Genomic DNA, 22,375 nt, shown 5'->3' with positions numbered 1-22,375 from the left:
TTATACATTCCTCCCCTTAAACTTAGCCTTCAACTTATTTCTTCCCCTAAAAATTCTAAGATTTATAAACTTATTAGTTAATCCCATTTTCTTGCTTATCTCTTCACCAGTTTCCTCTAAATAAAATTTTCTTAAAAATATTTCCCTATCAATATCCTTCATAGAATTTATCTCTTTGGTTACCATTTCCAATTGATTTTTACTATGATATTGACTAGCTAAGCAAACCTCTTCTGATACATTAACATCTGAAATATCTAAAGTTTTTGAATGTCTTACTTCTTTTCTTAATATATCTATTGCTGTATATTTTGAAATAACTAAAACCCAAGGATAAAACTTGTCCTCACTCTTATTAAAGTGATGTATATTATCCCATATTTTTAATAGAACATCATTTACACATTCCTCACTAAGTTGTCTATTCTTTAAAACTCCATAAGCAACTTTAAAAATAACATTAGAGTAATTATCTATAACATAGTCTAATGCTCTTATATCCTTCTTTTTCAACTGCTTAAGGAAATTCCCCTTATTTATCATTTAAAATTCCCCCTAATAAAACTGAAAGCACTTTCTTATTTTCAATAATATATTCGTAATAAGTTTTAAAACTATTTCAATATTTATAAAAAATTATATAAAAAAGGTCTAATTCACTAATGTAAATTAAACCTTTATATTAAATCCTCAAGAAGAAATACTGTAATTGAAAGTTATCCATTTATTACTCTCCAATATTTTACTTAACTCTTAATACAAATAATTCTTCAATTAATTTGTATGTCACAAAAACATAATACTATAATAAAGGTACTTTTTTTGTAGAAATTTGACAATCTAATAATTTTTTCACATAAATTTATTATTTAAGTTCTTAAAATCAATATTGAAACATATATTATATCCAGTAGTATTTCAAACTTTATAAAGGAGGTTTTCTTATGAATTCACTATTGCCACAAGCAGTTAATCTCTTAAGTTTTATACATTCTGGTGAAACCTTCATAGTAAAAGATCTTTTTCCTAGAATAATTTGGGATAAGTTATCATTGACAGAAAAGAGAACCTTAGAATCTGCATTTCTTAAACATATAAATAAAAAGGATGATTTAAGAATCAAAGCACTAAACGAAATCAGAGAAGGTCATCAAGTTTATAAAAAACTTTAGATTAAATTTCATTTGATAATAAATAAAAAAATAAGCAATTTAAATTAAAATTGCTTATTTCTAATTTCTATTCTATAAATTTAAGTTTTTCTTATATTCCATAGGACTACATCCTTTTAAAATTTTAAAAACTCTATTAAAAGTCTTAACACTATTAAAACCAGCCTTAAAAGCAACATCTGTTATACTATTTTCCTCATTTAATAATAACCATTCAGATTTTGCTATTCTAAAATTATTTAAATAATCTATAAAAGTCATTCCTGTATTTTCTTTAAAAAACCTTGTGAAATAAAACTTACTAAAGCCTGCTACCTTTGATATTTCGTCTAAAGTTATACTCTTATCATAATTTTTTTCCACATACTGCATTACACTATCTAACTTTTCTAGTCGCTCTTTTTGTTTTTCGATATTTTCACTTTTGCTAGTATCTTTAGGAAGAGATCTCAACAGTATTCCTGCTAAATCATAAAGTCTAGCCTTTAAGAAAATCTTGTATCCTTCCTTTGCATCTTCATGTTCTCTTATAATATCCTGAATCTGTTTTTCTAATATTTCATGAATTTCATCCTCTTTACCAAGCAACTTACAATTAGAAAACATAGGCTTTAATGTTAGTCTATCTTTAGTTCCAGAATTAAAACTATCATATATTGACATTCTAAATTGAATAACAGCTCTAATGCTTAAATTATTTTCCTTTAGAAAGTAATGTACCTCTCCTGGCCCAATTATAAGAATATCTCCTTTATTTAGGTTGTAAACTTCTTTGTTTACTCCAGCCTTTAATTTTCCATCTACTATATATATTATTTCAATATCTTCATGCCAGTGATGTGGCGTGCTTGTACTTCCCTCATTAAAGAAAAATCTCATGGGGAAATCAGATTCCAATACTGTTTTCTCAAAATATCCCTTCATATATCCATTTTCCTTTTAAAACATTAAAATTAGGTATAATATACTTCCTCTCTTATACTTAATTCTATTATATATTATGTAAAGAAATAAGTTGTAAATATATTGTTTATATTCTACTTAATGAAACAAGAGTTGTATAAAATATTTGCTAATTTACACAACTCTCACTTTTAATTTATCTTAATTAAAATAAATATAAACTTACATATTATAAACTCTAAAATTTTATTCTTACGCCTTCTTTACCTGATTTATAAATATTACATATCATCTTTTGAGTTTTTAGTGCCTCTTCTCCTGTTATCTCTGGTTCAATTCCATTTTTTAATGCCTCATAAAAATTCTTTATTTGCTTTTTATGACTTGTTCCCCAATATCCTTTAACTCCATTTCCATAATCAAAGGTTTCATTTGGATCATTATCAGCAATTAATTCTCTTCCATCATTAAATTTTATATGTGCTCTATCTGCTATCATTTTTACTATTCCCTTTTCACAATGTAATTCAATTTTAACTGGTGCATCATAAGAATAATAATTTACTGCATGAAAAGCTGTAAGAACTCCATTTTTATACTTTATAACACCCTCTGCACTATCTTCAACTTCTATTATTTCATGAGCTCTATTACTTATGTTAGCATCTATATAATCAATTTCATCATTAATAAACCATCTCATTAAGTCCATTGTATGAATAGCCTGGTCTATTACTACACCTCCGCCTTCTTTATCCCAAGTTCCTTTCCAATCACTATTGGTGTAATATTCATCTGAACGATTCCAAGTAACTTCTAACTTACCGGCTTTAATCTTCCCTAAATCATCTGATTCTAAGGTTTCTTTTATTAATTTAGAACCTGGATTATATCTATTTTGAAAAATAACTCCTAAAACTGTCTCATTATCCTTAGCTGCTTCAACCATTTTTTCTCCATCATCTAAACTAATAGACATAGGTTTTTCTGTCAAAACATGAACTCCTAGATTTGAAGCATATATAGATACTTCTGGATGAAGATAATGTGGAAGACATATATGTACCACATCTAAATTTTCTTTTTTAAACATATCTTTATAATCTAAATAATAATTACAATTATACTCAGTTCCTTTATTTTTAGCTCTTTCTTCCTTTATATCACATACTGCTACTATTTCTGCCTCTTCAATTCCTTTTATTGATTGAGCATGCATAGGAAAAATATTTCCGCAGCCAACTATTCCAACTCTAAGTTTTTTCATAATAACTTCCTCCATAAACTCATACTTAAATACTAGATAAGTATTGACTCTAAAAATCGTCTTTTATTCTCCTTAGAATCAATACTTATCTAAAATAAATTTAGCTATGATTTAAAACACTACTAAAAATTTCTATATTAATTTACCTAAATATTCTACTCCAAGTTTTAAGCCTTCTTTTACTTTTTCCTCAGAACCTTCGTATACAGGATCCTCATGCTCTATGCTTAAAACTCCTTCATATCCTACTTCTTTTAATTTATCTATGAATGCTTTCCAATCAATATCTCCAAGACCTGGCATTCTATATCTCCAATATCCAAAGTCTTCAGTTGTTGAAAGAATCTTATTCCATTTTCCATATTTATTTAACTTATCTTCAAATATTTCTGTATCCTTAGCATGTGTATGGAAAATTCTATCCTTGAATTCCTCAATTGGATCAATGTAATCTATTAATAAATGCTTTAAATGAGATGGATCATAGTTTAGTCCAAAATTCTTGTTTGGAACTCTTTTAAACATTTCTCTCCAAAGCTCTGGAGTAAATGAAATTGTTCCTGGATACCCTTGAGTTTGCCATCCATTCATATCACAATTTTCAATTATAACCTTAATTCCTCTATACTCAGCATATTGAACTAAATCATTAAAAACTACTTCAAACTCATCAAAATTTTCTTCAAAAGTTTTATCTGAATTTCTTCCTACAAATGTCCCTACTGCTGGTACTCCAAGCATTACTGCGGCATCAACACATTTTTTAAAATGATTATTGATAAAAGCTCTTCTTTCTAAATCTCTATCTAAGTTGTTATCATAGTAAGCTAAAGATGATATCTTTAATCCCAATTCTTCAAAATATTCCTTTATTTCCTTTGCCTCTTCTTCAGTAAGATTAGCAACGTCTATATCACTTCCAGAATAATCTCTATCATTTGTTCTTGGCCAACATGAAATTTCTAAAGCCTCAAATCCATACTCCTTAGCTAGTTTCGCCTTTTCCTTTAATGGCATATTACCAAGACATCCTGTTAAATATCCTAAATACATAATAAATCCTCCAATACATTCATCTCTAAAATTTTAACTTTTTTTATAATATACGCTTAAAATATTCCAATTCTTCTTTTATACTTTCAAAATCTTTATAGTCTAAATTTTTCTAAATAGCTCTATTTAAATATACTGGTTGTCCTGTTTTAGAAGACTCATATATTGCTTCAAGTATTTCTGTTACTACTAAAGCCTCCTCTGGTTTTACAACAGGCTCTAAATCATTTATTACACAATTTATCCATGATTTAGCTTCTACATCTCCTGGTTCTTCTGATTCTCCTTCATAGAAATCAACGCCACCAGCTTGTAAATCTATCTTTTTTTCATAAAGTCTACTGTACTTTTCTCCATTTAAAGTTAATCCATTTTTCATATCAGCTCCACCTTCAGTTCCACAAAGAGTTGTCTTTGCTTCATCAACTTCAAGAGAGTTTAATGCCCAACTTGATTCAAGTACTATTGTTGCTCCATTTTCCATTGTTATAAATCCAAAAGCTGAATCCTCAACAGTAAACTTTTCTGGATCCCATGGTCCCCATGCATTAGCTGCATTTTCCTTATGTCCTAACTTATGATAAATATTTCCTACAACGTATTTTGGCTTATGATTATTCATCATCCATAAAGTTAAATCTAATGCATGAGTTCCTATATCTATTAAAGGACCTCCGCCTTGTTCAAACTCATTTAAGAAAACTCCCCAAGTTGGAACTGCTCTTCTTCTTATTGCATGTGCCTTTGCAAAATATATCTCTCCTAATTCTCCAGCCTCACAAACCTTATGAAGATAATCTGAGTCTAATCTAAAACGATTTTGATATCCTATTGTTAGTTTTCTGCCTGTTCTCTTTGCTACTTCAAGCATTTTTCTTGCTTCTTCTGATGTCTTAGCCATTGGTTTCTCACACATTACATGCTTACCAGCTTCTAAAGCATCTATAGTTATAAAGCTATGAGATCTATTTGGTGTACAAACATGTATAACTTCAATATCTTCATCTTTTAAAAGTTCTTTATAGTCTGAATAAATCTTTGCATTTTCCACACCATATTTTTTAGCAGCTTTTTCTGCTTTCTCTATTTCTAAGTCGCAAAATGCAACCATTTCTACTTCTTTAATCTTTGATAATCCAGGTAGATGCTTACCATTAGCAATACCACCACAACCTATTATTCCAACTTTAACTATTCTACTCATAAAATTCACTTATTTATTTCAATATTGCTTTAAAATAAATAAGTTTTCTCACTCCCCTCATATTTTTTATCTTAAATTTAAATTAACTAATTGACTCTTTCCAAGGATTTCTCCTCTTATTTACAACTCCATTCTATACCATCCATTCCCAAAATACTTGTCATTAATTGCTTACTTCTTCTCATATATTGCTTATTTTTTATATTGTATAAATCTCTAAATTTCCTAATGGATACTAAAAAAATAATGACTAAAAATAAAATTATAAATAATACAAACTTTTCAAAATAAGTTCATGGTTTAAAGTAGTATTGCTTTTTAGATAGTACTATAAGACCATATTCTAAAAAAACAAAATAAAAAAAACACTAACTTTCAATAAAGTAACTCTGTACTTTAATAAGTTAGTGCTCTTTTTACTTGGATAAACTCCATATTATATTTATAACAAGTCTATTTCCAACTTTTTTAGCTTCTATCTTTTGTCCTTGTTTCTCTACTAATAATTTAACTATTGCCAAACCTAAGCCAGTATTTTGTCCAGTCCTCATCCTATCTCTAGTGAAAAACTTTTCAAAAATTCTCTTTATATCTTTAGCTTTCAGTGCCTCAGCTTTATTAGAAAACTCTATTATTATATTATTTTTTTCTTTTCTTAAGGATATTTTAACATCCCCTTCTCCATGCTTTATTATATTTTCAGTTAAGTTTGTAAATATCCTGTTTAAGGATTCTTTATCCCCTAATACTATATTTAATCCTTCTTCAATTTCAATTTCTGGTTCTCCGAACTTCTCATATAAAGTTTCATAAAAAGCTGCAATAATTTCTCCTAAAACTATTTCTAGTTTAATAGGTTCAAGGGTAATTTCATGCTGATCTGCTTGAATTCTAGATAAACCATAAAAATTAGTTATTAATCCATTTAAAACTGAAGCTCTTTTTTCTATTATTTTTAAATACTCTCTTTTTTCATCTTCCTTTAGATTCTCATCATTTAATAAGTAAACATATCCCATTATTGATGTTAAAGGGGTTCTTAAATCATGTGACATATTGGCTATGGCATCCCTTAACTCCATATCTTTTTCTTTATAAATTGATTCTTTTTCTCTTTTATCATCTATTAATTTATTTATTTCTATTACTAAATTTTCAATATTTTTATTTGGAACTCCTAACCTTAATTTTTCAATCTTTTTCTCTTTATTTAGCCTTCTTAGGTCTAAAGTTAATTTTTTTATTTCCCTTTTACTTAAAATCAAATTTATAATAACAATAATAAGGATTGCCAATAGCAACCCTATTATAAAAAGATTCAATACAATTCCTCCTTATTTAACTTCTTGTTTTTTCATAACCAAAACCCCTAAAATTAAAAATACTATTGTATTTACTATTCCTACTATTATATTTGTTCCTATAATACTATTAGTTAATCCAATACTAACTAATTCTTTTAAAGGATTAAATAATAAGTAAGGATAAATCAAAGTGAAAACTCCTCCATAAAGGCTATCTAATATAGAAAATACTATTGGTACTCCTGAAACTATTCCTAAAATTATCACCACAGCTAATGTTTCTTTCTTAATGATTACAGTTATTAAATCATATAAGGCTAATGCACTTAAATATATTGGAAATGCTACTAATAATCTATATATTACATCTAAAAAATCAGAAAAACCATTTGGTCCAACTAATCCAAAAATATATGATGTTACTATCATAGTTATTACTGCTGCTATTTCCATAATTAAAAATATTATTACTTGTGCTATATATTTACCTAAATATATTTTTTCTCTTGATAAAGTTGAAGAAACTAAGTTTTTAAGGGTATTTTCCTTATATTCTTCCATAGGTACATCCATAAATACAAGCATCATAAAAGAAATTGCACCTATAAAATTAATTGCTGTAAAAGCTAATGGTGAGAAATCCATCACAGTAGAAGTTTTTCTCATCATATTACTGATAGCCACTCCAGCTACCACTATAAGTAAGTTAAAACCTAAAGAAATTGTAATATATAAAAATGGCCTTCTTGATGTCTTATAAAGTTCTGCTTTTATTAGATTAAGCATTATTTTCACCCCCAATAAGATTTATAAAATAGTCTTCTAAATTAACTCCTATTCTTTCTAAAGAATAAACATCCACTCCACCTTCTACTAAGGCTCTATTTATTATTTGTGGTTTATCTAATTCTCTATAAACTTTTATAAATCCATTTGGTAAAACTTCATATGAATTATTACTTAATACTTGTTCTAATATTACAGAAGCTTTCTTACAATCATCAACCTTAATAAGTAAATGATGTCTACATTTTTCATTAAGCTCTTCTTCTGAAATTTCCTCTACTATTTTTCCATCTTTTAAAAAACCATAACAATTTGCAAGTTGTGATAGTTCTCCTAATATATGACTTGATACTAATATTGTAACCCCACTTAATTTATTTAATCTAATTAGCACTTCACGAACCTCTTTAATTCCCATAGGATCCATTCCGTTAGTAGGCTCGTCTAGAATAAGAAGTTCAGGTTCTCCTAAAAGTGCAAGTGCTAGTCCAAGTCTTTGTTTCATACCCAAGGAAAACTTTTTAAATTTCTTATTTCCTACATCACCAAGGCCAACCATTTCTAATACTTCATCTATAGATTTTTCACCCACTATTCCTCTTTGAATTCTATAATATTCAAGATTTTGCTTAGCTGTAAAAAATGAATAAAAACTTGGAGTTTCAATAATGTTTCCTATTCTTCTATGCTCTAAAAGCTTTTCTTTTTCATCTATTTTTCCAAAAAGCTCTATTTCTCCCGAATCAGTATTTGCTAAAGATAGAATCATTCTTATTAATGTTGTCTTACCAGCACCATTTTTACCGACTAATCCATATATATCTCCTTTTTTTAAATTCATGTTTAAGTTATCAAGAATAATCTTCTTGCCATATCTTTTGCTTAAATTCCTTACAGAAATTATATTTTCCAAAGTTCTATACCTCCTAATAAGTTTTCTTATATCCTTTTCTCTATGTTTATATAATAAACATCAAGTTTCAAAATACCTTAAAGAAAACCTTAAGAAAGTCTTAATTTTTTTATTAACTCTTTTTTAAGTTTATCTATGTTTTAAACTAATGTTAATTTTTAAATAGCACTGTAAGACCATCTTAATAAGTAGTTAAGTCTGAAAGGTCAGCTCCAAATAAACATTTACCTAAAACAAATCTAAAAATCAAAGTAAGTTATTCCATTTTAAATCCTACACCCCATATGGTTTTTATATAGTCATTTTCACTATCTAAAGAGCTTATTTTATTTCTAAGATTACTTATATGAACATTTATAGTATTATCATCCCCAAAAAACTCTTCTTCCCATACAGTTTCAAATAAATTTCCTTTTGTAAAAACTCTTTTAGGATTACTTACTAACAATTCTAATATCTTAAATTCCTTTGAAGTAAGTTGAAGTCCCTTACCATTAACTCTTACTTCTCTACTTTTAGGTTCTAAAGTAAGTTTTTTGTATTTTAATATTGTAACTTCTTCATGGTTTATTATTTTGCTTCTTCTTAAATGGGCCTCAACCCTAGCTAATACCTCTTTAACATCAAAAGGTTTTGTTACAAAATCATCTGCTCCTAACTTTAAAACATTTATCTTATCATCTATTGTAGTTTTTGCTGATATAACCATTATAGGTGTATTTTTTATTTTTCTAACCTCTTCGATAAACTTTTCACCACTTATTCCTGGTAACATTAGATCAAGTAATACCATATCAAAATCAAAAAACTCTAAACACATTTTCCCCTCAGAGCCTGAAAAAGCTTGTCTAACATTATATCCTTCCTTAGTAAGTATTCTACTTAACAAACCATTTATATCTATATCATCCTCAACAATCAAAATATTTCCTGATTTATTTTCATTCATAATTATCCCCCTTTAAGTAATCTTAAAGCTTATATCATAATAATATTGCAATAATTCTAGCATTCTATATATAGCTAAACATAATATTTCTCATATAAATGATACCATATTATTACAAAATGTATTGTTTAAATTTTGCTTAAATTTTATATTTCAGTTTATTACATACCTTTATTACTATACTTTAGATAAATTAAAAAAGAGCAATTAAATTATTCATTTTTAAAAAATAATAATTTAATATACTCTCTCTTTATTAGCTTTCTATACTTTTAACCATTATTAAACATGGATTTTTTTGACCCATATTTCTTTTATCTCTTCTAGTGGAAAGACTTCACATCTTTCATAAAAACTTCTCGTTCTTTTATAAAAAATATTTCTTAATCTATTCTATAATTTAAGAATCCTAAATTCATCTCTTTATTACGTTCTGCTAGTTCGAACTGATTTTCCCCATTATTTCCCCAAGTTATTGAGTAATTAAATTCTATGAATCCTCCTAAGGAAGCTTTAAAATTGGTTTCCCAAATATTGTTCATTATCCAAGAATATAGTTCATAATCTTTTGAATCTATATATTTTTCATGGAATAATTTCTTCGAATTTTCATACTTAAGCTGAGATGTATAAATTAAAGATGAATCTGGCATAGCTATACTTATACCATAATCCCCCTCTTTAAGTACAACTCCCTCTTGAACTAAATTAAAGTCACAATTTGTTCCTGGAAGTTGTTCTTTTTTAACCTGAACTACACAGCCAGTCTTTTCACAGAATAAATCCATTTTATTATTGTTATAAGCAAATGGTAATGCTATATACATACTCTCTGGATCCCAAACACTTTCCTTATTCATAATAACATTTATCTCTGCTTTATTTATCTCATTGTATATTTTTACTACGATATTTATTAAGCCTGTACCTTCTAAGTCTAACTCTAAATTTATTTTTCCAAATACTTCTCCTAATTCACTAACTTTTATAGCTTTTATTTCTGGATAAAAAACTTTTGCATTAACCCCTCTCATATTTCTACCTAAAACCTGACGAACTTTATATTGAGCATCAGAAGTTTGTTCAACTGCTTCAGTCAATTCATAAACAGGCATAAATGCACCAACTTTAGAGTTTTCATCATATAATTCAACCTGATTAATCTTATCAAACCAACTTATTATTCCCTTTTCTTTGTTCCACTTAATTCTAACATTATTATTTTCAAAAGCATTTTCATATTTTATTATTTCTCTATTATCTTCATATAAGAATATATCATCAATCCCTTGACAACAGTGACTTTCATTAGCAATTTTTATGAAGTTAATTTCATCTTCATGTCGCTTAACCCAAATAGTTCTCTCTTCTTTAGGCTCTAAAGTTATTACAAAGTTTATATAAACTCCACGTGGATGTGGTTCGCTTTGAGTCTTAAATTCATTTCCTAAGTTATCTACTATAGTCTCTCTTAAGCTTGAAATTTCCCAGTAATCTAGAGAAAGCTTAATACATTCTGTAATCCTCTTATTGTGTGGATTAACGATTTTAAACTTAGGCTCTCTATTTGGCTTTAAGGTAGTCATTCCCTTTTCTTCTAAAACCTTATTATAATTTCTTATGGCCATTTCATGAGCTCTTATGGCATAACCTGATTTTTTATAATCTAATAGATTTACAAAACTATTCCAAGGATTTGTAAGGGAAGAGGAATGTCCCCATGTATGCTCTGAATAAAGCATTAATTGATTTTCACATTCATTAATCCACTCTTTATTACTAAGTTTTAAGTCCTCATCTATAAGCTTCGTTGTATTTAAAAGTCTTTGAGCCTCTTTATATATTTTTAAAACTTGAGGTGTTGATCCTACTCCAAAAGACCACCAATCTGGCCAATCTCCCTTATAAGTTGGAATTTCAACCTTTGAATTTTTAAGCCTTTTAAAAAATGAATCTAAAGAAATCATCTTCATTTCCACTTCTGCTCCAAAATTATTGTTCCACCAATTTATGAATTCAACAACCTCAATATTAGGTGAACCATTATCTGTTGGAAGACCATGTACTGTTATTGGAACAAAATCATACTCATAATCTTGATTTTCTAATCCTTTTAAATATCTAAACATTCTTATTTTTCCATACTCAAATCTTTTGTCCTCTGTAAATGATGAAGTTAATTCATCTCTATTTATATATGAACCTGTTGCAGTTTTTACTATTCCAAATTCATTTCCAAAATGATAGTGTTCCCCATTCCAAACAAGAATCTTATTTCCTTTTTGAGATTCCCAATAAAAAGGAGTTTGTTTTTTAAATAGAGGATACATACCATGATGAGAATGGACACATGAATATAAATTTTCTATTCCACTTTCATATAAGGCATCTGCATATCCCCATGCATATCCGTTAATATCTGCTGTCATTGAAGAATTTACTTTTTTCCCTAAATTATCACAGTAATTAACAGCCTCTGAAATATGATTTTTTAATACATCATAATCAATTGTTTCATTTAAGTTTAAATAATTGCCTGTAATTTCAATACTTCCATTTAATACACAATCTTCAAAGCGTTTTTTCCAATCTTCTGATGAAGCCTTTAAAAAACATTCAACGCCCCAAAAAGATTCACAAGTCCAAATGAATTCACTTTCTCTCCCCTCTTTTCTAAGCTCCTCTGCGATTTCAATGGCTTGCTTAATAAAATTAACATGATAATGTTCGATAGTTTCCTGACTTTGTGTATATCCGATGTCTGTGTGAGAATGATGAATTAATAAAACTTCCCACTTTTTCTTTAATTTAAACTCTCCCATGGCTCTGCCCCCATTTTCATAAATATTTTCTATTTGTATTTACATTTGATAACGTCTACATTATAACATGATTAATATTTTTTTGAATATTTTAATAAAACAACCTAGAAAAAAACTACTTTATATGGAATTCGACTATATGTTAATACATATAAATTCAAATAAAGTAGTTTTTTTATTAATCATTCTAAAAATTTCTAAAATTTTATGCTTCTTGCACTATGCTGTGAACCTCATATTCTTTTCTTTTCTCTGTTTGATCAACTACCAATGCCGCTACTGAAGCTCCAGTAACATTAGTAGCAGTTCTTATCATATCAATTATTGAGTCAACAGCTATTACCATTGCTAAAGCTTCTATTGGTAATCCTAAAGCTGTTAACATAACAGTTGTTGATATAGTAGCTGAGCCTGGCACACCAGCTATACCTATAGATGATATAATAGCAGTTACTACTATCAGTATGTATGAATACATTGTAAGCTCTACGTTAAAAACATTGGCTGCAAATATAGCAACTATTGCTGGGTAAAATCCACCACATCCATTTAATCCAATTGTTGATCCAAGGGGTGCAACAAAACTTGCTATATTCTCTGATACTCCAACACCTTCTACTAGTGATTTTATTGTGACAGGTAAAGTTCCATAACTACTTTGACTTGTAAATGCTACAACCTGTGCAGGGAAAATTCCTTTAAAGAATTTTAGTGGATTCACTTTAGCAACAAAACTTACTAATGGAGTATATACAAATAAAAATTGAAGTAAAGCAGCTATATAAACAGCGGCAATAACCCATATTAATGACATTAAAGTATCAACTCCATTTTTTGCTGCAGCCGTAGCAATTAAGGCAAAAACTCCATAAGGTATTATTCTTAATACCATTTTAGTAATTCTTAATACCACATCATAAGCTGATAAAACAAAATCTTTAAAAGGCTTAGACTTCTCTTTATTTGTATTGTCTTCAATAACTAAAGCAATAGCTACAAATATTGAGAAAATAACAATTGGTATTATCTTATTATCTACGATGGCTGCTAAAGGATTTGATGGTAACATATCTATAAATACCTTTGAAAACTCTGGTATTTCCCTTGGTTTAAAGTTTTCAACTCCTACAAAATTTAATCCTTGTCCAAGTTTTAAAGCACTTGCTACAACTATACCTATAATAGCTGCAATTCCTGTAGTTCCTAATAAAACAGTAAATGTCTTTACTCCTATTGATTTTAATGTATTTAAATTTTCTAATCTAACAATACTAGTTATTAATGATGTTACTACTAAAGGCACTACTATCATCTTAATTAAAGACATATATGCCTTTCCTACTGTATCTAAAAATAGTATATTTTCTTTAAATATAATTCCAAGTACTACCCCTAAAGTTAATGCTGTCAGCGTAGCAAATGAAAATTTATTTGTAATTTTTCTTATTTTGTATATAGCATAAGTTGCTAATATTGAAAGCACAATTGCTAATATTAATTGAATATTAATCATAAAATTTTCCTCCTATAAAATTATTTTTAATTTAACCTTGTTAACATTTTTGTTTTAAAACAAAGCTTCTAAAGTATAATTTTATTTTTATACGCTGGCCAGCAAAATATAAAATAAAAAAAGCCCTCTACCCCTGTAAATTACAGAGGCAGAAGACTATACTTCCACGGTTCCACTCTGATTAGATATAAATAATATCCATCTCTATTTAGGTACATACATACCCTAACTCTATAATGGGAGTTCCCATAAACACCTACTTAATTCGGCATTTCAGCTCCAAGGGGCACTTCAATAATACTTATTACAGGTTATCTCAGCAAACTAACCTTTCTCTGTAGTAACTTATAATATTTACTTTCCCTCTTCAACGCATTTGAAAGAATATTTTTCTTGTTTTAAATAATATATTATTTATTTTTTAAAGTCAACATTTTTTTAAAAATAATTAAAATTTTAATTAATAATTTTATATAGATTACTTTCTATCAAACAAATTAAGTTTCTTCAAATCAGCTAAACACAAAGGTTTGCTGTAAAAATATCCTTGAATATAAATTTTATTTGATTTTGTATCTTTTATAAAATCAACTTGATTTTTTGATTCTACCCCTTCAACAATTATTGTCTTATTTCTTGTACAAGACAAATAATCTGAAGTTTCTATAATAGATTTATTCACATCTGACTCTTGAATATTGTCTATAAAACACTTATCCAATTTTATAACATCAAAATTGAACTGTTCTAACATTGAAAGATTAGAATATTCTACTCCAAAGTCATCTAAAGCAATAAAAAATCCATTTTCTCTAAGATACTCAATATTATTCTTAGCATTTTCTTTATTTCTACATTTATTGTTTTCAGTGATTTCTATACCAACTCTTTGATCACTCAATCCTGAATTATGTAGTATAGTTGTTAAATTTTCTACAAAATTTGTATTTTCAATTTCTTTTAATGATATATTCATAGAGATATAAAACTTATCTGATAAACTCTTTGTTTTACTTAATTCTTCATAATCACTTATCAATCTATTCAGTATCCATATTGATACTTCGCTCATCATATCAGCCTTCTCTATATCATTTATTATTATGTTAGGCATAATTATCTTATCTTTTAATTTTAGCCTTAAAAGTGCTTCAAAACCAACAATCTTTTCTTTTTTAGGATCTACTATAGGTTGATAATTCAGTAAATAACTATCTTCCCTTATATAACTTTTGATTTTCTTTTTAATTCTTAACTTATTTAAAACTGGATAAACATTTAATTTTAAAACTACTAAAAGCAATATAAGTATTAAAAACTTAAAAATTAAATTAATATTTTTTATTAGATTATTTTCTTTTTTAGTTCTATCATTTTCAAATTCATGTATTGAATTTATATAGTAATTCTCTGCAAAATTTTTATTTTTAGAGTTCTCTAAATATAATAAGTCATCAATATATTTATCCTTTTGCTGATAATTTCCAATACTATTAGAGGATTTAATTAATCCTTCTAAAGCTATTTCTAGATATTCTAAATTATAGCTTTCTTTTGATAAATCCATTAATTTTTCATATGCTTTTATGGCTTCATTATATCTTTTTTCCTTAAAATATAAATTAGCCAATACATCATAATACATAATATCTTTATCAGAAAGAAATAGACCTTTATCCTTAGCTATCTTTTCCTTTGCTGCATCCAAAAGACTTAAAGCCTCTGAAAATTTTCCTTCACCACTTAAACATTCAGCTTTTATTATATTCTCTAAAATTTTAACATACTTATATTTGTTTTCATTGATATCATCCTTATATTTATCAATTTCATCCATATATGATAATGACTTATCATAATTTCCCAACATGGCCTCTATTTCACTCATATTTATTAATTTATATATATTTAATTCAGATTTAACTGTCTTATTCTTTATATCTATATTCTTTATATCATTTAATGTATTAAGTGCCTGATCATATTGACCCATTTTCTTAGCTATAATTCCTAGGTCTATTATGGCCTTATATCTACTTTCATTATTTTTAGTTTTAATTGCATAATCTATAACATTTAAATTATCTTCTATTGCAGATGCATAATTATTTAAAATAGTATTTATGGTTGCTAACCTTTCATAAACATATAACTTATTTTTATTACTAAGCCTATAATTATATTCATTCATTTTATTATATATACTTAAAACTTCATATGTTCTATCCTCTGTACTGGCAAGTTCTCTTGAAGTATCCCATATTATTTTTTGGTATTTATTATAGTCATCTGGACTTAAACTCTCAAACCCTTCTTTATAATATTGAATAGCCTTATTACCATCTCCATTCTCTAAAGAATTTTCACATAAGTAAAAATAAGAATATAAAACTGCAAATTTTGATGTTTTTTTATTCTTGTTCTCAGTTGTCTTTTCAAAATATTCTTTAGCTAATTCCTTATTTTCACTAATTTTCAAGTTATAATATCCTAAAATAAAATAATCATTTGAATTTTTTTCTTTTTCATTAATAACTGTTTTTTCAGCCTCACTTATAACATAATCATTTGTATCTTTTCCTTCTAAATATGAATACTCTATTCTACTTATCACATTAGGAATTCTTCTACAGTTAAAATAATATAACATGAAAAATGTGATTAAAACTAATAATATGATTAAAAAATATTTAAATTTCTTTTTAATTTTAATCATCTCCTCACTCCATTCGGATATAAACATTATCTCAAAGCTAAAATTTTATGTCAATATTTAGCTATTAATGCAATTAATTGTCAGCATTTTTATTTTTTTGTTTTTATCTATTGACAACTTTATAAATAGAATGATATTATTATTAAGCAGTTGGTACGTATAGTGCTAATTCTTTTGTAGAGCTTGGTTTGTCCTTCGCCGGATGCCAAGCTCTACTTCTTTATGTAGATTTAAATTTATTTGTAAAGTAATGTCTATTAAAACCATTCAGTATCTTTCTTCTTATTAACAATTTCTATAATTTATCCCATAAACAAATTAGAAAATCTATGCATATAATATATAAATATTTTTATTACTTTAAGAAGGGAGGTTTAATCAATAGGTGGATATTCTCCTATGATTATATGCTCTTATTGAAAATTATATGGAAAAGAATCTGTTTAACAATGAGGCTTTAGATGATATTCTATATAGATTATCAAACAGCACTTTTTCAGATTTCTTTTATGAAAAAATTGATGAACGTAACATGATAATGGGAGCTTTAAATTCTGATTATTCTGGAGTAGCATCTACAACTCTAAGTGGTTGTTCCTTTCAACTTCAGCAATTAACTCTATTTAAAAGATTACTAAATGAATGTGAATTTATCCTAGAATTTATACTTGAAAATACAGATGAATTTAGAAACTGGTTTAATAATAATCCTTATGCCTATTTTAAAAATTGTTCTATATTCAAAAACTCAACTTTAAACAAAGATTATTATAAAGATTTTAAATCTTCTTACTATCAACTTACTTTAAAATATAATTTAAACTTACTTAATTTTATATCATCTCTACTTTTTCTTTCCTCCTATAATTGTTGCATAAAGAAAAAAACTCCATCTTCAGAAACATTCACCAAAGCAATTGTTGAAAATTTTATAAATAAAATTTATGAGAAATCAGATGATATAAAAAACTATCTTGAAAAACTAGATTTGAAACCCTTAGAATTTAAAGATGAAGTTAGAAATCTATTAGGACTAATCGCATCTGAAGCATTATATTTTGAAGATATTCCTTTAAGATTATTAGATTATGCAAGCACTAGTGATGTTCTTACAGTTATAATATTAATTGTAAATGTGAAGGAATATATTGCTAAGAGTAAAATAATACCTTTAAAGCTTTCTAAATGTTCTTTTATGAGCATAGATGAATATAAGAATTTTATGAGCTCTATAAGTGAATCATACCTTAGAATATATGACTATGATGAAGAAGTACGTAGAAAGATAGAAGAAGATCTTAAACTTTAAAATAAAAAGGCAATTTGAAATAAGCTTCAAGTTGCCTTTTTATTTTGTTTATTATATTTACTGATTTATTCTTCTATCTTTTAATATCTTATTATTTTTAACTATTTGCAATATACTTTAAAAGATATTATCTAATCTTAATATTCTGTGATACAATGTAAAGATGTGAAATAAAAATTAAGTTAATTATTTATATAATTTATAACTATTTTGCTCTTATAAAATTATTACTTTCTAAAGTAATAGTTTTTGTTTATTAGTTGATATTAAAATTAAGAAAGGTGGTGAAATCCGTTACTATATGCTAATAATAATAATATATTTTTTTAAGCAAATTGGTAACGGACACATTATGACAACAACTACAAAAAACACGCAAATTTTTAAATACAATAAGGCAGAAAAAAGAAATAAGAACTTTATGTACATGGACTTTAGAAGAGGAAACTGCTATAACTGCGATTTCTCCAATTCTAATTTTAGCTATGCGAGCTTTAGAGGTGCACATTTTAAATCTTGTGATTTCTTTGAATGTAAATTTGATTCCACTGAATTCATAGGGAGTAATCTTAAAAAAAGTAAATTTAAAAAAGCAAAGTTTAAAAATGTAATATTTGAAGGAGTTAACTTAGATGGAGTTGATTTTTTAGGTGCAACATTTGAAAATGTAATATTCTTAAATACAGATATAAATAAAACATCTGGAATGAAATTTAATGAAGATGAAGTAAAAATTTTTAAAGACATGCCATCTTTCGAGATTAGTGAAGAGCTTAAGGACGCTACTTTAAAGGCCTTACAAAATGAATACATAAAAAAATCTAGAGTTTTAGATACAAAAGAAGGAGAAATAAACACTCTAAGTTTAATTAGACTTCTTGAAAATCATAAAGAAAGTATGCTTATAGAAGGACTTAAGCTTTCTGCTGAAAAAATAGATAGAGATTTTTGCACTTTAAGCTATATAGATAAAGCTATTGAAAAGCTTAAAAATGAAGGCTTATTATAAAAAAAACATTATCAGAATCTATATGGTTCTGATAATGTCTTTTAATTAAATCATAATTTAATTTCTTTTAATTTCTTTTTGAATAATTTTTAAAGCTTTTTTAGATCCCCTTTTAATATCTTTTTCTAATTTTCTCTCCTTAAATTCTATAAATAAGGAATTCATATCATAACCTTCTGGATATAATTCTTCTGCTCTAATCTCTAATATAACTCTATTTACAGGAACTTCTATAAATTCTTTTCTAAAAAAGACTGTTAATATACTATATTTATTTCTAGGTTTATATACGATTGCATTTTCATCAAAATCTAATAATCTAACTCTATCTCCAACATTAAAATCAGTCTTTTCTAATTTTAATTCTTCTTCATCCATATTTTTCTTTCTAACTTTTTTCTCATCAACTTTTTCAAGATTATATTCTCTTCTTTCAATATAGTCTTTTGCTCTTTGTAGTATATTCTCATCAATTCCCATTTTTCTTGATATCCAAAGAGCATTACTTTCGCCTACTTTTCCTATAAGTAATCTATACAATGGTTCTAAAGTACTACTTTCAAATTGCATAGCAGAATTTTCAAAGTCCTCATGCTTTTCAGCAAAGTTTTTTATCTCTCCATAATGGGTTGTTGCTACTGTTATGCATCCTTTTTTATAAAACTCTTCTAAAATAGCTATAGCAAGACCTGCCCCTTCGTTTGGTTCTGTACCACTTCCGATCTCATCACATAATATAAGTGTTGATTTATTACATCCTCTAATTATCTCAGATAAATTTTTTATATGTGAAGAAAACGTACTAAGTGAATTTTCAATACTTTGATTATCACCAATATCAACAAATATTTTTTCAAAAATAGAAATTTCACTTTTCTCATTAGCATTTATATGAAATCCACTTTGAACAGCTAAAGTAATTAGCCCTACAGTCTTTAAAACTACTGTTTTTCCGCCTGCATTAGGTCCTGTTATTATTAAACTTCTATAATCTTTACCTATTTCAAAATCTAATGGTACTACATTTCCTTTTAATAAGGGATGCTTACCTTCACTTATTTTTATATAACCATGATTATTTATCCTAGGTTTTATTCCATCTATAGCTTTGCTATATTTAGCCTTTGCAAAAATCATATCATATTCAGCAACAACCTCTATGTTTATTTTTATCTTATTTATCTTTTCATAAACTAAATTACTAAGTTCTGAAAGAATTCTATATTCTTCAATGGATTCTTCAGCTTTTAATGCTGTTAATTCTAAAGTATATTTTGATATAGTAATAGGTTCTATAAAAACTGTAGATCCTTTTGATGAAACTTCAATAACATTTCCTTCAACTTGATTTTTATAAGAAGCCTTTATTGGAATAGTAAACCTATCATTTCGCTTACTTATAAAAAATTCTTGTATATAATTCTTATTAGCGCTACTTTTTAAGAATTTTTCTAGTCTTTCTTTTATTTTTTCTTCACAATTCTCAATATGCCTTCTTATTCTTTTTAACTCCTTGCTAGCATTTGAATCTATTAAAGAACCTCTTATACTATTTTCTATTTCTTCTTCGATATTAAGTAAAACTGTTATTGAATTACTATATTCACTAAGTGTTTTTGCATATTCACTTTTCTTTTCCATGAAACTTTTGATTTTTCTACAACCTCTTAAAAAGTCACCTACTGCTACAAGCTCTTGAGGATCCAATATAAGACCCTTTTCAATACTCTTAATTAAATTCTTTATGTTTGATATTCCATCTAAAGGAATATAACTAGATATACTTAATATACGTCTTCCTTCACTTGTTTCATTTAATCTTTTATTTACTACTTTCAAATTAGAACTTGGCTCTAATTTATCTAGTAATTCTTTTCCTAATCCACTAATGCAATATGATTTTATAATCTCTTTAAGTTCATTATATTGTAATTTTTCAAAAGTATTATTATTCATAACTCTCTCCTCATTTCAGAAATAAATTTTTATAAATTAGCTAAAATAGTTTAAATTACTAAAACTTATTTTTTATAACTTAAACTTTATTTCTTTCTATGAAGATACAAAATTTATATATCAGTATTTTTTATACCCCCAAAGCTTCTTAACACTATTATTATGTAGATGATGCGATATTAACTACTCATTAAGATGACTTTAAGGTTTTACTTTTAAATCAACACTGGTTTAAAACATAACCTGAAATAAAAAAGCTGTGGATACTCCACAGCTTTAAAATCACACCTATAAAATTTAAGCACAAATACTTAAATCAAAACAATAATAATAAATTTTAAATTATTACTTAAAGATGTATAGCTAGATTGTATCTCCATAGAATACTTTAAATAAACCCATGACAAATAAAGGCACTTAATACCTTACTTAAAAAGATTTATTTAAATATTAAATTATCTATTTAGATACTACCTCACTCATAAAACACCTCTGTTATTTAAAATTATTCTTCACCAAAAGAATATTATATTTTAAATATATTGTCAATTAAATTTTTGTTAATTCAATAACTAATAAATTGTATAAAATTTTATGATATACTATTTATATGAAAGAAAATAAAAATTATGCTTTTTTTAAAATTTAAAGATAAGGAGTGAACACTATATGTTTAAACATATTTTAGAAGGAGCAATTTGGATTATAAATACAGTCTCAATAATAGTTCTCCTATGGGGAGTTGTTTTAACTGCAAAAGATTTTCTTATATCTGAAATAAAATCTAAGGATAGAATTGAGGCAGTAAAAAGATTAACTATTGTAAAAAATTGCTTAGGAACTTATATATTACTTGGACTAGAACTTCTAATCTGTGCAGATATAATTGAATCTATATTAAATCCTACATTTCATGATATTATAGTTCTAGCATCTATCGTAGTCATAAGAACTGTAATTTCTTACTTCCTTAATAAAGAAATTGAATCTAATAAAGAACACCTTGAAGATTAAATTCTAAATTACTATAAAGGAAGTGATTGCTTTGGTAAATAGGATTTTAGAGGGGATAATTCTTGTATTACAAGGAATAGCTGTTGTAATTGTTGTTTATGGTGTTATCTTAACTACCTTTAAATTCTTTAAAATAGAATTTTCAAGAGAGGATAAAATATCAAAAGTTAAAAAGTTAAATATAGCTAAAAACTTTCTAGGTAGCTATATATTATTAGGTCTAGAAATATTAGTTTGTTCAGGTATTATATTATCAATTTTGAAACCAACCTTACATGATATACTACTTTTAGGATCTACGGTTGCTCTTAGAACTGTAATTTCTTATTTCTTAAAGAAAGAACTTAAATTAAATAAAACTAAATAAAATCCTAAAAAGAAAACTCTTAATGAGTTTTCTTTTTATATTTGATTAAAATACACATAAATTGAGTACAAATATAATATTTTTAAATAATTATTAATATCTATTAAGTAAATGAATT

18 protein-coding genes and 1 other annotated feature are annotated in these 22,375 nt (G+C 26.5%); of the genes, 5 read left to right on the top strand and 13 right to left on the bottom strand.

Features of this window, described 5'->3' with window-relative positions:
• Complete coding sequence (locus AC2JAQ_RS06500; RefSeq protein ID WP_488458482.1) at positions 1-543, bottom strand: sigma-70 family RNA polymerase sigma factor; 543 nt, start codon at positions 541-543, stop codon at positions 1-3.
• Between the two features lie 401 nt (positions 544-944).
• Here AC2JAQ_RS06500 and AC2JAQ_RS06495 point away from each other — a divergent pair, with 401 nt between their 5' ends.
• Complete coding sequence (locus AC2JAQ_RS06495) at positions 945-1,172, top strand: single-stranded DNA-binding protein (protein ID WP_488458481.1); 228 nt, start codon at positions 945-947, stop codon at positions 1,170-1,172.
• Between the two features lie 72 nt (positions 1,173-1,244).
• Here the strand turns inward: AC2JAQ_RS06495 and AC2JAQ_RS06490 are convergent, their stop codons facing one another.
• The 11 genes from AC2JAQ_RS06490 to AC2JAQ_RS06440 form a co-directional block, all read right to left on the bottom strand.
• Complete coding sequence (locus AC2JAQ_RS06490; protein WP_488458480.1) at positions 1,245-2,096, bottom strand: AraC family transcriptional regulator; 852 nt, start codon at positions 2,094-2,096, stop codon at positions 1,245-1,247.
• Positions 2,097-2,313: 217 nt separating this feature from the next.
• Positions 2,314-3,342, bottom strand: coding sequence for a Gfo/Idh/MocA family protein (locus tag AC2JAQ_RS06485; RefSeq protein ID WP_488458479.1), 1,029 nt, complete (start codon positions 3,340-3,342; stop codon positions 2,314-2,316).
• A gap of 132 nt (positions 3,343-3,474) precedes the next feature.
• Positions 3,475-4,395, bottom strand: coding sequence for a sugar phosphate isomerase/epimerase family protein (locus AC2JAQ_RS06480; RefSeq protein WP_488458478.1), 921 nt, complete (start codon positions 4,393-4,395; stop codon positions 3,475-3,477).
• A 112-nt stretch (positions 4,396-4,507) separates the two neighbouring features.
• Positions 4,508-5,599, bottom strand: coding sequence for a Gfo/Idh/MocA family protein (locus AC2JAQ_RS06475; protein WP_488458477.1), 1,092 nt, complete (start codon positions 5,597-5,599; stop codon positions 4,508-4,510).
• A 416-nt stretch (positions 5,600-6,015) separates the two neighbouring features.
• Positions 6,016-6,921, bottom strand: coding sequence for a sensor histidine kinase (locus AC2JAQ_RS06470; protein ID WP_488458476.1), 906 nt, complete (start codon positions 6,919-6,921; stop codon positions 6,016-6,018).
• 12 nt (positions 6,922-6,933) lie between these two features.
• Entirely contained in the window at positions 6,934-7,689 is a 756-nt protein-coding gene (locus AC2JAQ_RS06465) for an ABC transporter permease (RefSeq protein ID WP_488458475.1), read from the bottom strand.
• Positions 7,682-8,602 (bottom strand): ATP-binding cassette domain-containing protein, encoded by a 921-nt coding sequence (locus AC2JAQ_RS06460; RefSeq protein WP_488458474.1) that lies wholly within the window; start codon positions 8,600-8,602, stop codon positions 7,682-7,684. The genes AC2JAQ_RS06465 and AC2JAQ_RS06460 overlap by 8 nt, the downstream gene beginning before the upstream one ends.
• 256 nt (positions 8,603-8,858) lie before the next feature.
• Complete coding sequence (locus AC2JAQ_RS06455; protein WP_488458473.1) at positions 8,859-9,551, bottom strand: response regulator transcription factor; 693 nt, start codon at positions 9,549-9,551, stop codon at positions 8,859-8,861.
• 383 nt (positions 9,552-9,934) lie between these two features.
• Positions 9,935-12,373, bottom strand: coding sequence for a glycoside hydrolase family 38 N-terminal domain-containing protein (locus AC2JAQ_RS06450; RefSeq protein WP_488458472.1), 2,439 nt, complete (start codon positions 12,371-12,373; stop codon positions 9,935-9,937).
• Positions 12,374-12,578: 205 nt separating this feature from the next.
• The gene (locus tag AC2JAQ_RS06445; protein WP_488458471.1) at positions 12,579-13,886 is read right to left on the bottom strand and encodes a dicarboxylate/amino acid:cation symporter; all 1,308 of its coding nucleotides are present in this window, start codon (positions 13,884-13,886) and stop codon (positions 12,579-12,581) included.
• A 141-nt stretch (positions 13,887-14,027) separates the two neighbouring features.
• Positions 14,028-14,266, bottom strand: a binding site (T-box leader).
• A 98-nt stretch (positions 14,267-14,364) separates the two neighbouring features.
• Positions 14,365-16,500: an EAL domain-containing protein gene (locus AC2JAQ_RS06440; RefSeq protein ID WP_488458470.1), complete on the bottom strand. Its 2,136-nt coding sequence runs from the start codon at positions 16,498-16,500 to the stop codon at positions 14,365-14,367.
• A 529-nt stretch (positions 16,501-17,029) separates the two neighbouring features.
• Between AC2JAQ_RS06440 and AC2JAQ_RS06435 the strand changes: the two genes are divergently transcribed.
• Both AC2JAQ_RS06435 and AC2JAQ_RS06430 read left to right on the top strand, forming a co-directional pair.
• Entirely contained in the window at positions 17,030-17,911 is an 882-nt protein-coding gene (locus tag AC2JAQ_RS06435; RefSeq protein ID WP_488458469.1) for a hypothetical protein, read from the top strand.
• 352 nt (positions 17,912-18,263) lie between these two features.
• Positions 18,264-18,920, top strand: a complete 657-nt coding sequence (locus AC2JAQ_RS06430) for a pentapeptide repeat-containing protein (protein WP_488458783.1) — start codon at positions 18,264-18,266, stop codon at positions 18,918-18,920.
• A 57-nt stretch (positions 18,921-18,977) separates the two neighbouring features.
• Here AC2JAQ_RS06430 and AC2JAQ_RS06425 read toward each other — a convergent pair whose 3' ends face one another.
• Complete coding sequence (locus tag AC2JAQ_RS06425; RefSeq protein WP_488458468.1) at positions 18,978-20,876, bottom strand: endonuclease MutS2; 1,899 nt, start codon at positions 20,874-20,876, stop codon at positions 18,978-18,980.
• Positions 20,877-21,545: 669 nt separating this feature from the next.
• On the opposite strand from AC2JAQ_RS06425, the gene AC2JAQ_RS06420 reads away from it, so the two are divergent.
• Both AC2JAQ_RS06420 and AC2JAQ_RS06415 read left to right on the top strand, forming a co-directional pair.
• On the top strand, positions 21,546-21,890 hold the full coding sequence (locus AC2JAQ_RS06420) for a DUF1622 domain-containing protein (RefSeq protein WP_488458467.1): 345 nt from the start codon (positions 21,546-21,548) through the stop codon (positions 21,888-21,890).
• Positions 21,891-21,921: 31 nt separating this feature from the next.
• Positions 21,922-22,257 (top strand): DUF1622 domain-containing protein, encoded by a 336-nt coding sequence (locus AC2JAQ_RS06415; RefSeq protein ID WP_488458466.1) that lies wholly within the window; start codon positions 21,922-21,924, stop codon positions 22,255-22,257.
• Positions 22,258-22,375: the final 118 nt, after the last annotated feature.

Source organism: Clostridium sp. LIBA-8553 (genome assembly GCF_057782465.1).
This window is presented reverse-complemented; position numbering and strand designations above follow the sequence as displayed.

Bases quoted from the DNA above. Each gene is read 5' to 3' on its own strand.
- AC2JAQ_RS06500 (WP_488458482.1), bottom strand. From the start codon at position 543: ATGATAAATAAGGGGAATTTCCTTAAGCAGTTGAAAAAGAAGGATATA.
- AC2JAQ_RS06495 (WP_488458481.1), top strand. From the start codon at position 945: ATGAATTCACTATTGCCACAAGCAGTTAATCTCTTAAGTTTTATACAT.
- AC2JAQ_RS06490 (WP_488458480.1), bottom strand. From the start codon at position 2,096: ATGAAGGGATATTTTGAGAAAACAGTATTGGAATCTGATTTCCCCATG.
- AC2JAQ_RS06485 (WP_488458479.1), bottom strand. From the start codon at position 3,342: ATGAAAAAACTTAGAGTTGGAATAGTTGGCTGCGGAAATATTTTTCCT.
- AC2JAQ_RS06480 (WP_488458478.1), bottom strand. From the start codon at position 4,395: ATGTATTTAGGATATTTAACAGGATGTCTTGGTAATATGCCATTAAAG.
- AC2JAQ_RS06475 (WP_488458477.1), bottom strand. From the start codon at position 5,599: ATGAGTAGAATAGTTAAAGTTGGAATAATAGGTTGTGGTGGTATTGCT.
- AC2JAQ_RS06465 (WP_488458475.1), bottom strand. From the start codon at position 7,689: ATGCTTAATCTAATAAAAGCAGAACTTTATAAGACATCAAGAAGGCCA.
- AC2JAQ_RS06455 (WP_488458473.1), bottom strand. From the start codon at position 9,551: ATGAATGAAAATAAATCAGGAAATATTTTGATTGTTGAGGATGATATA.
- AC2JAQ_RS06450 (WP_488458472.1), bottom strand. From the start codon at position 12,373: ATGGGAGAGTTTAAATTAAAGAAAAAGTGGGAAGTTTTATTAATTCAT.
- AC2JAQ_RS06445 (WP_488458471.1), bottom strand. From the start codon at position 13,886: ATGATTAATATTCAATTAATATTAGCAATTGTGCTTTCAATATTAGCA.
- AC2JAQ_RS06435 (WP_488458469.1), top strand. From the start codon at position 17,030: ATGGAAAAGAATCTGTTTAACAATGAGGCTTTAGATGATATTCTATAT.
- AC2JAQ_RS06430 (WP_488458783.1), top strand. From the start codon at position 18,264: ATGACAACAACTACAAAAAACACGCAAATTTTTAAATACAATAAGGCA.
- AC2JAQ_RS06425 (WP_488458468.1), bottom strand. From the start codon at position 20,876: ATGAATAATAATACTTTTGAAAAATTACAATATAATGAACTTAAAGAG.
- AC2JAQ_RS06420 (WP_488458467.1), top strand. From the start codon at position 21,546: ATGTTTAAACATATTTTAGAAGGAGCAATTTGGATTATAAATACAGTC.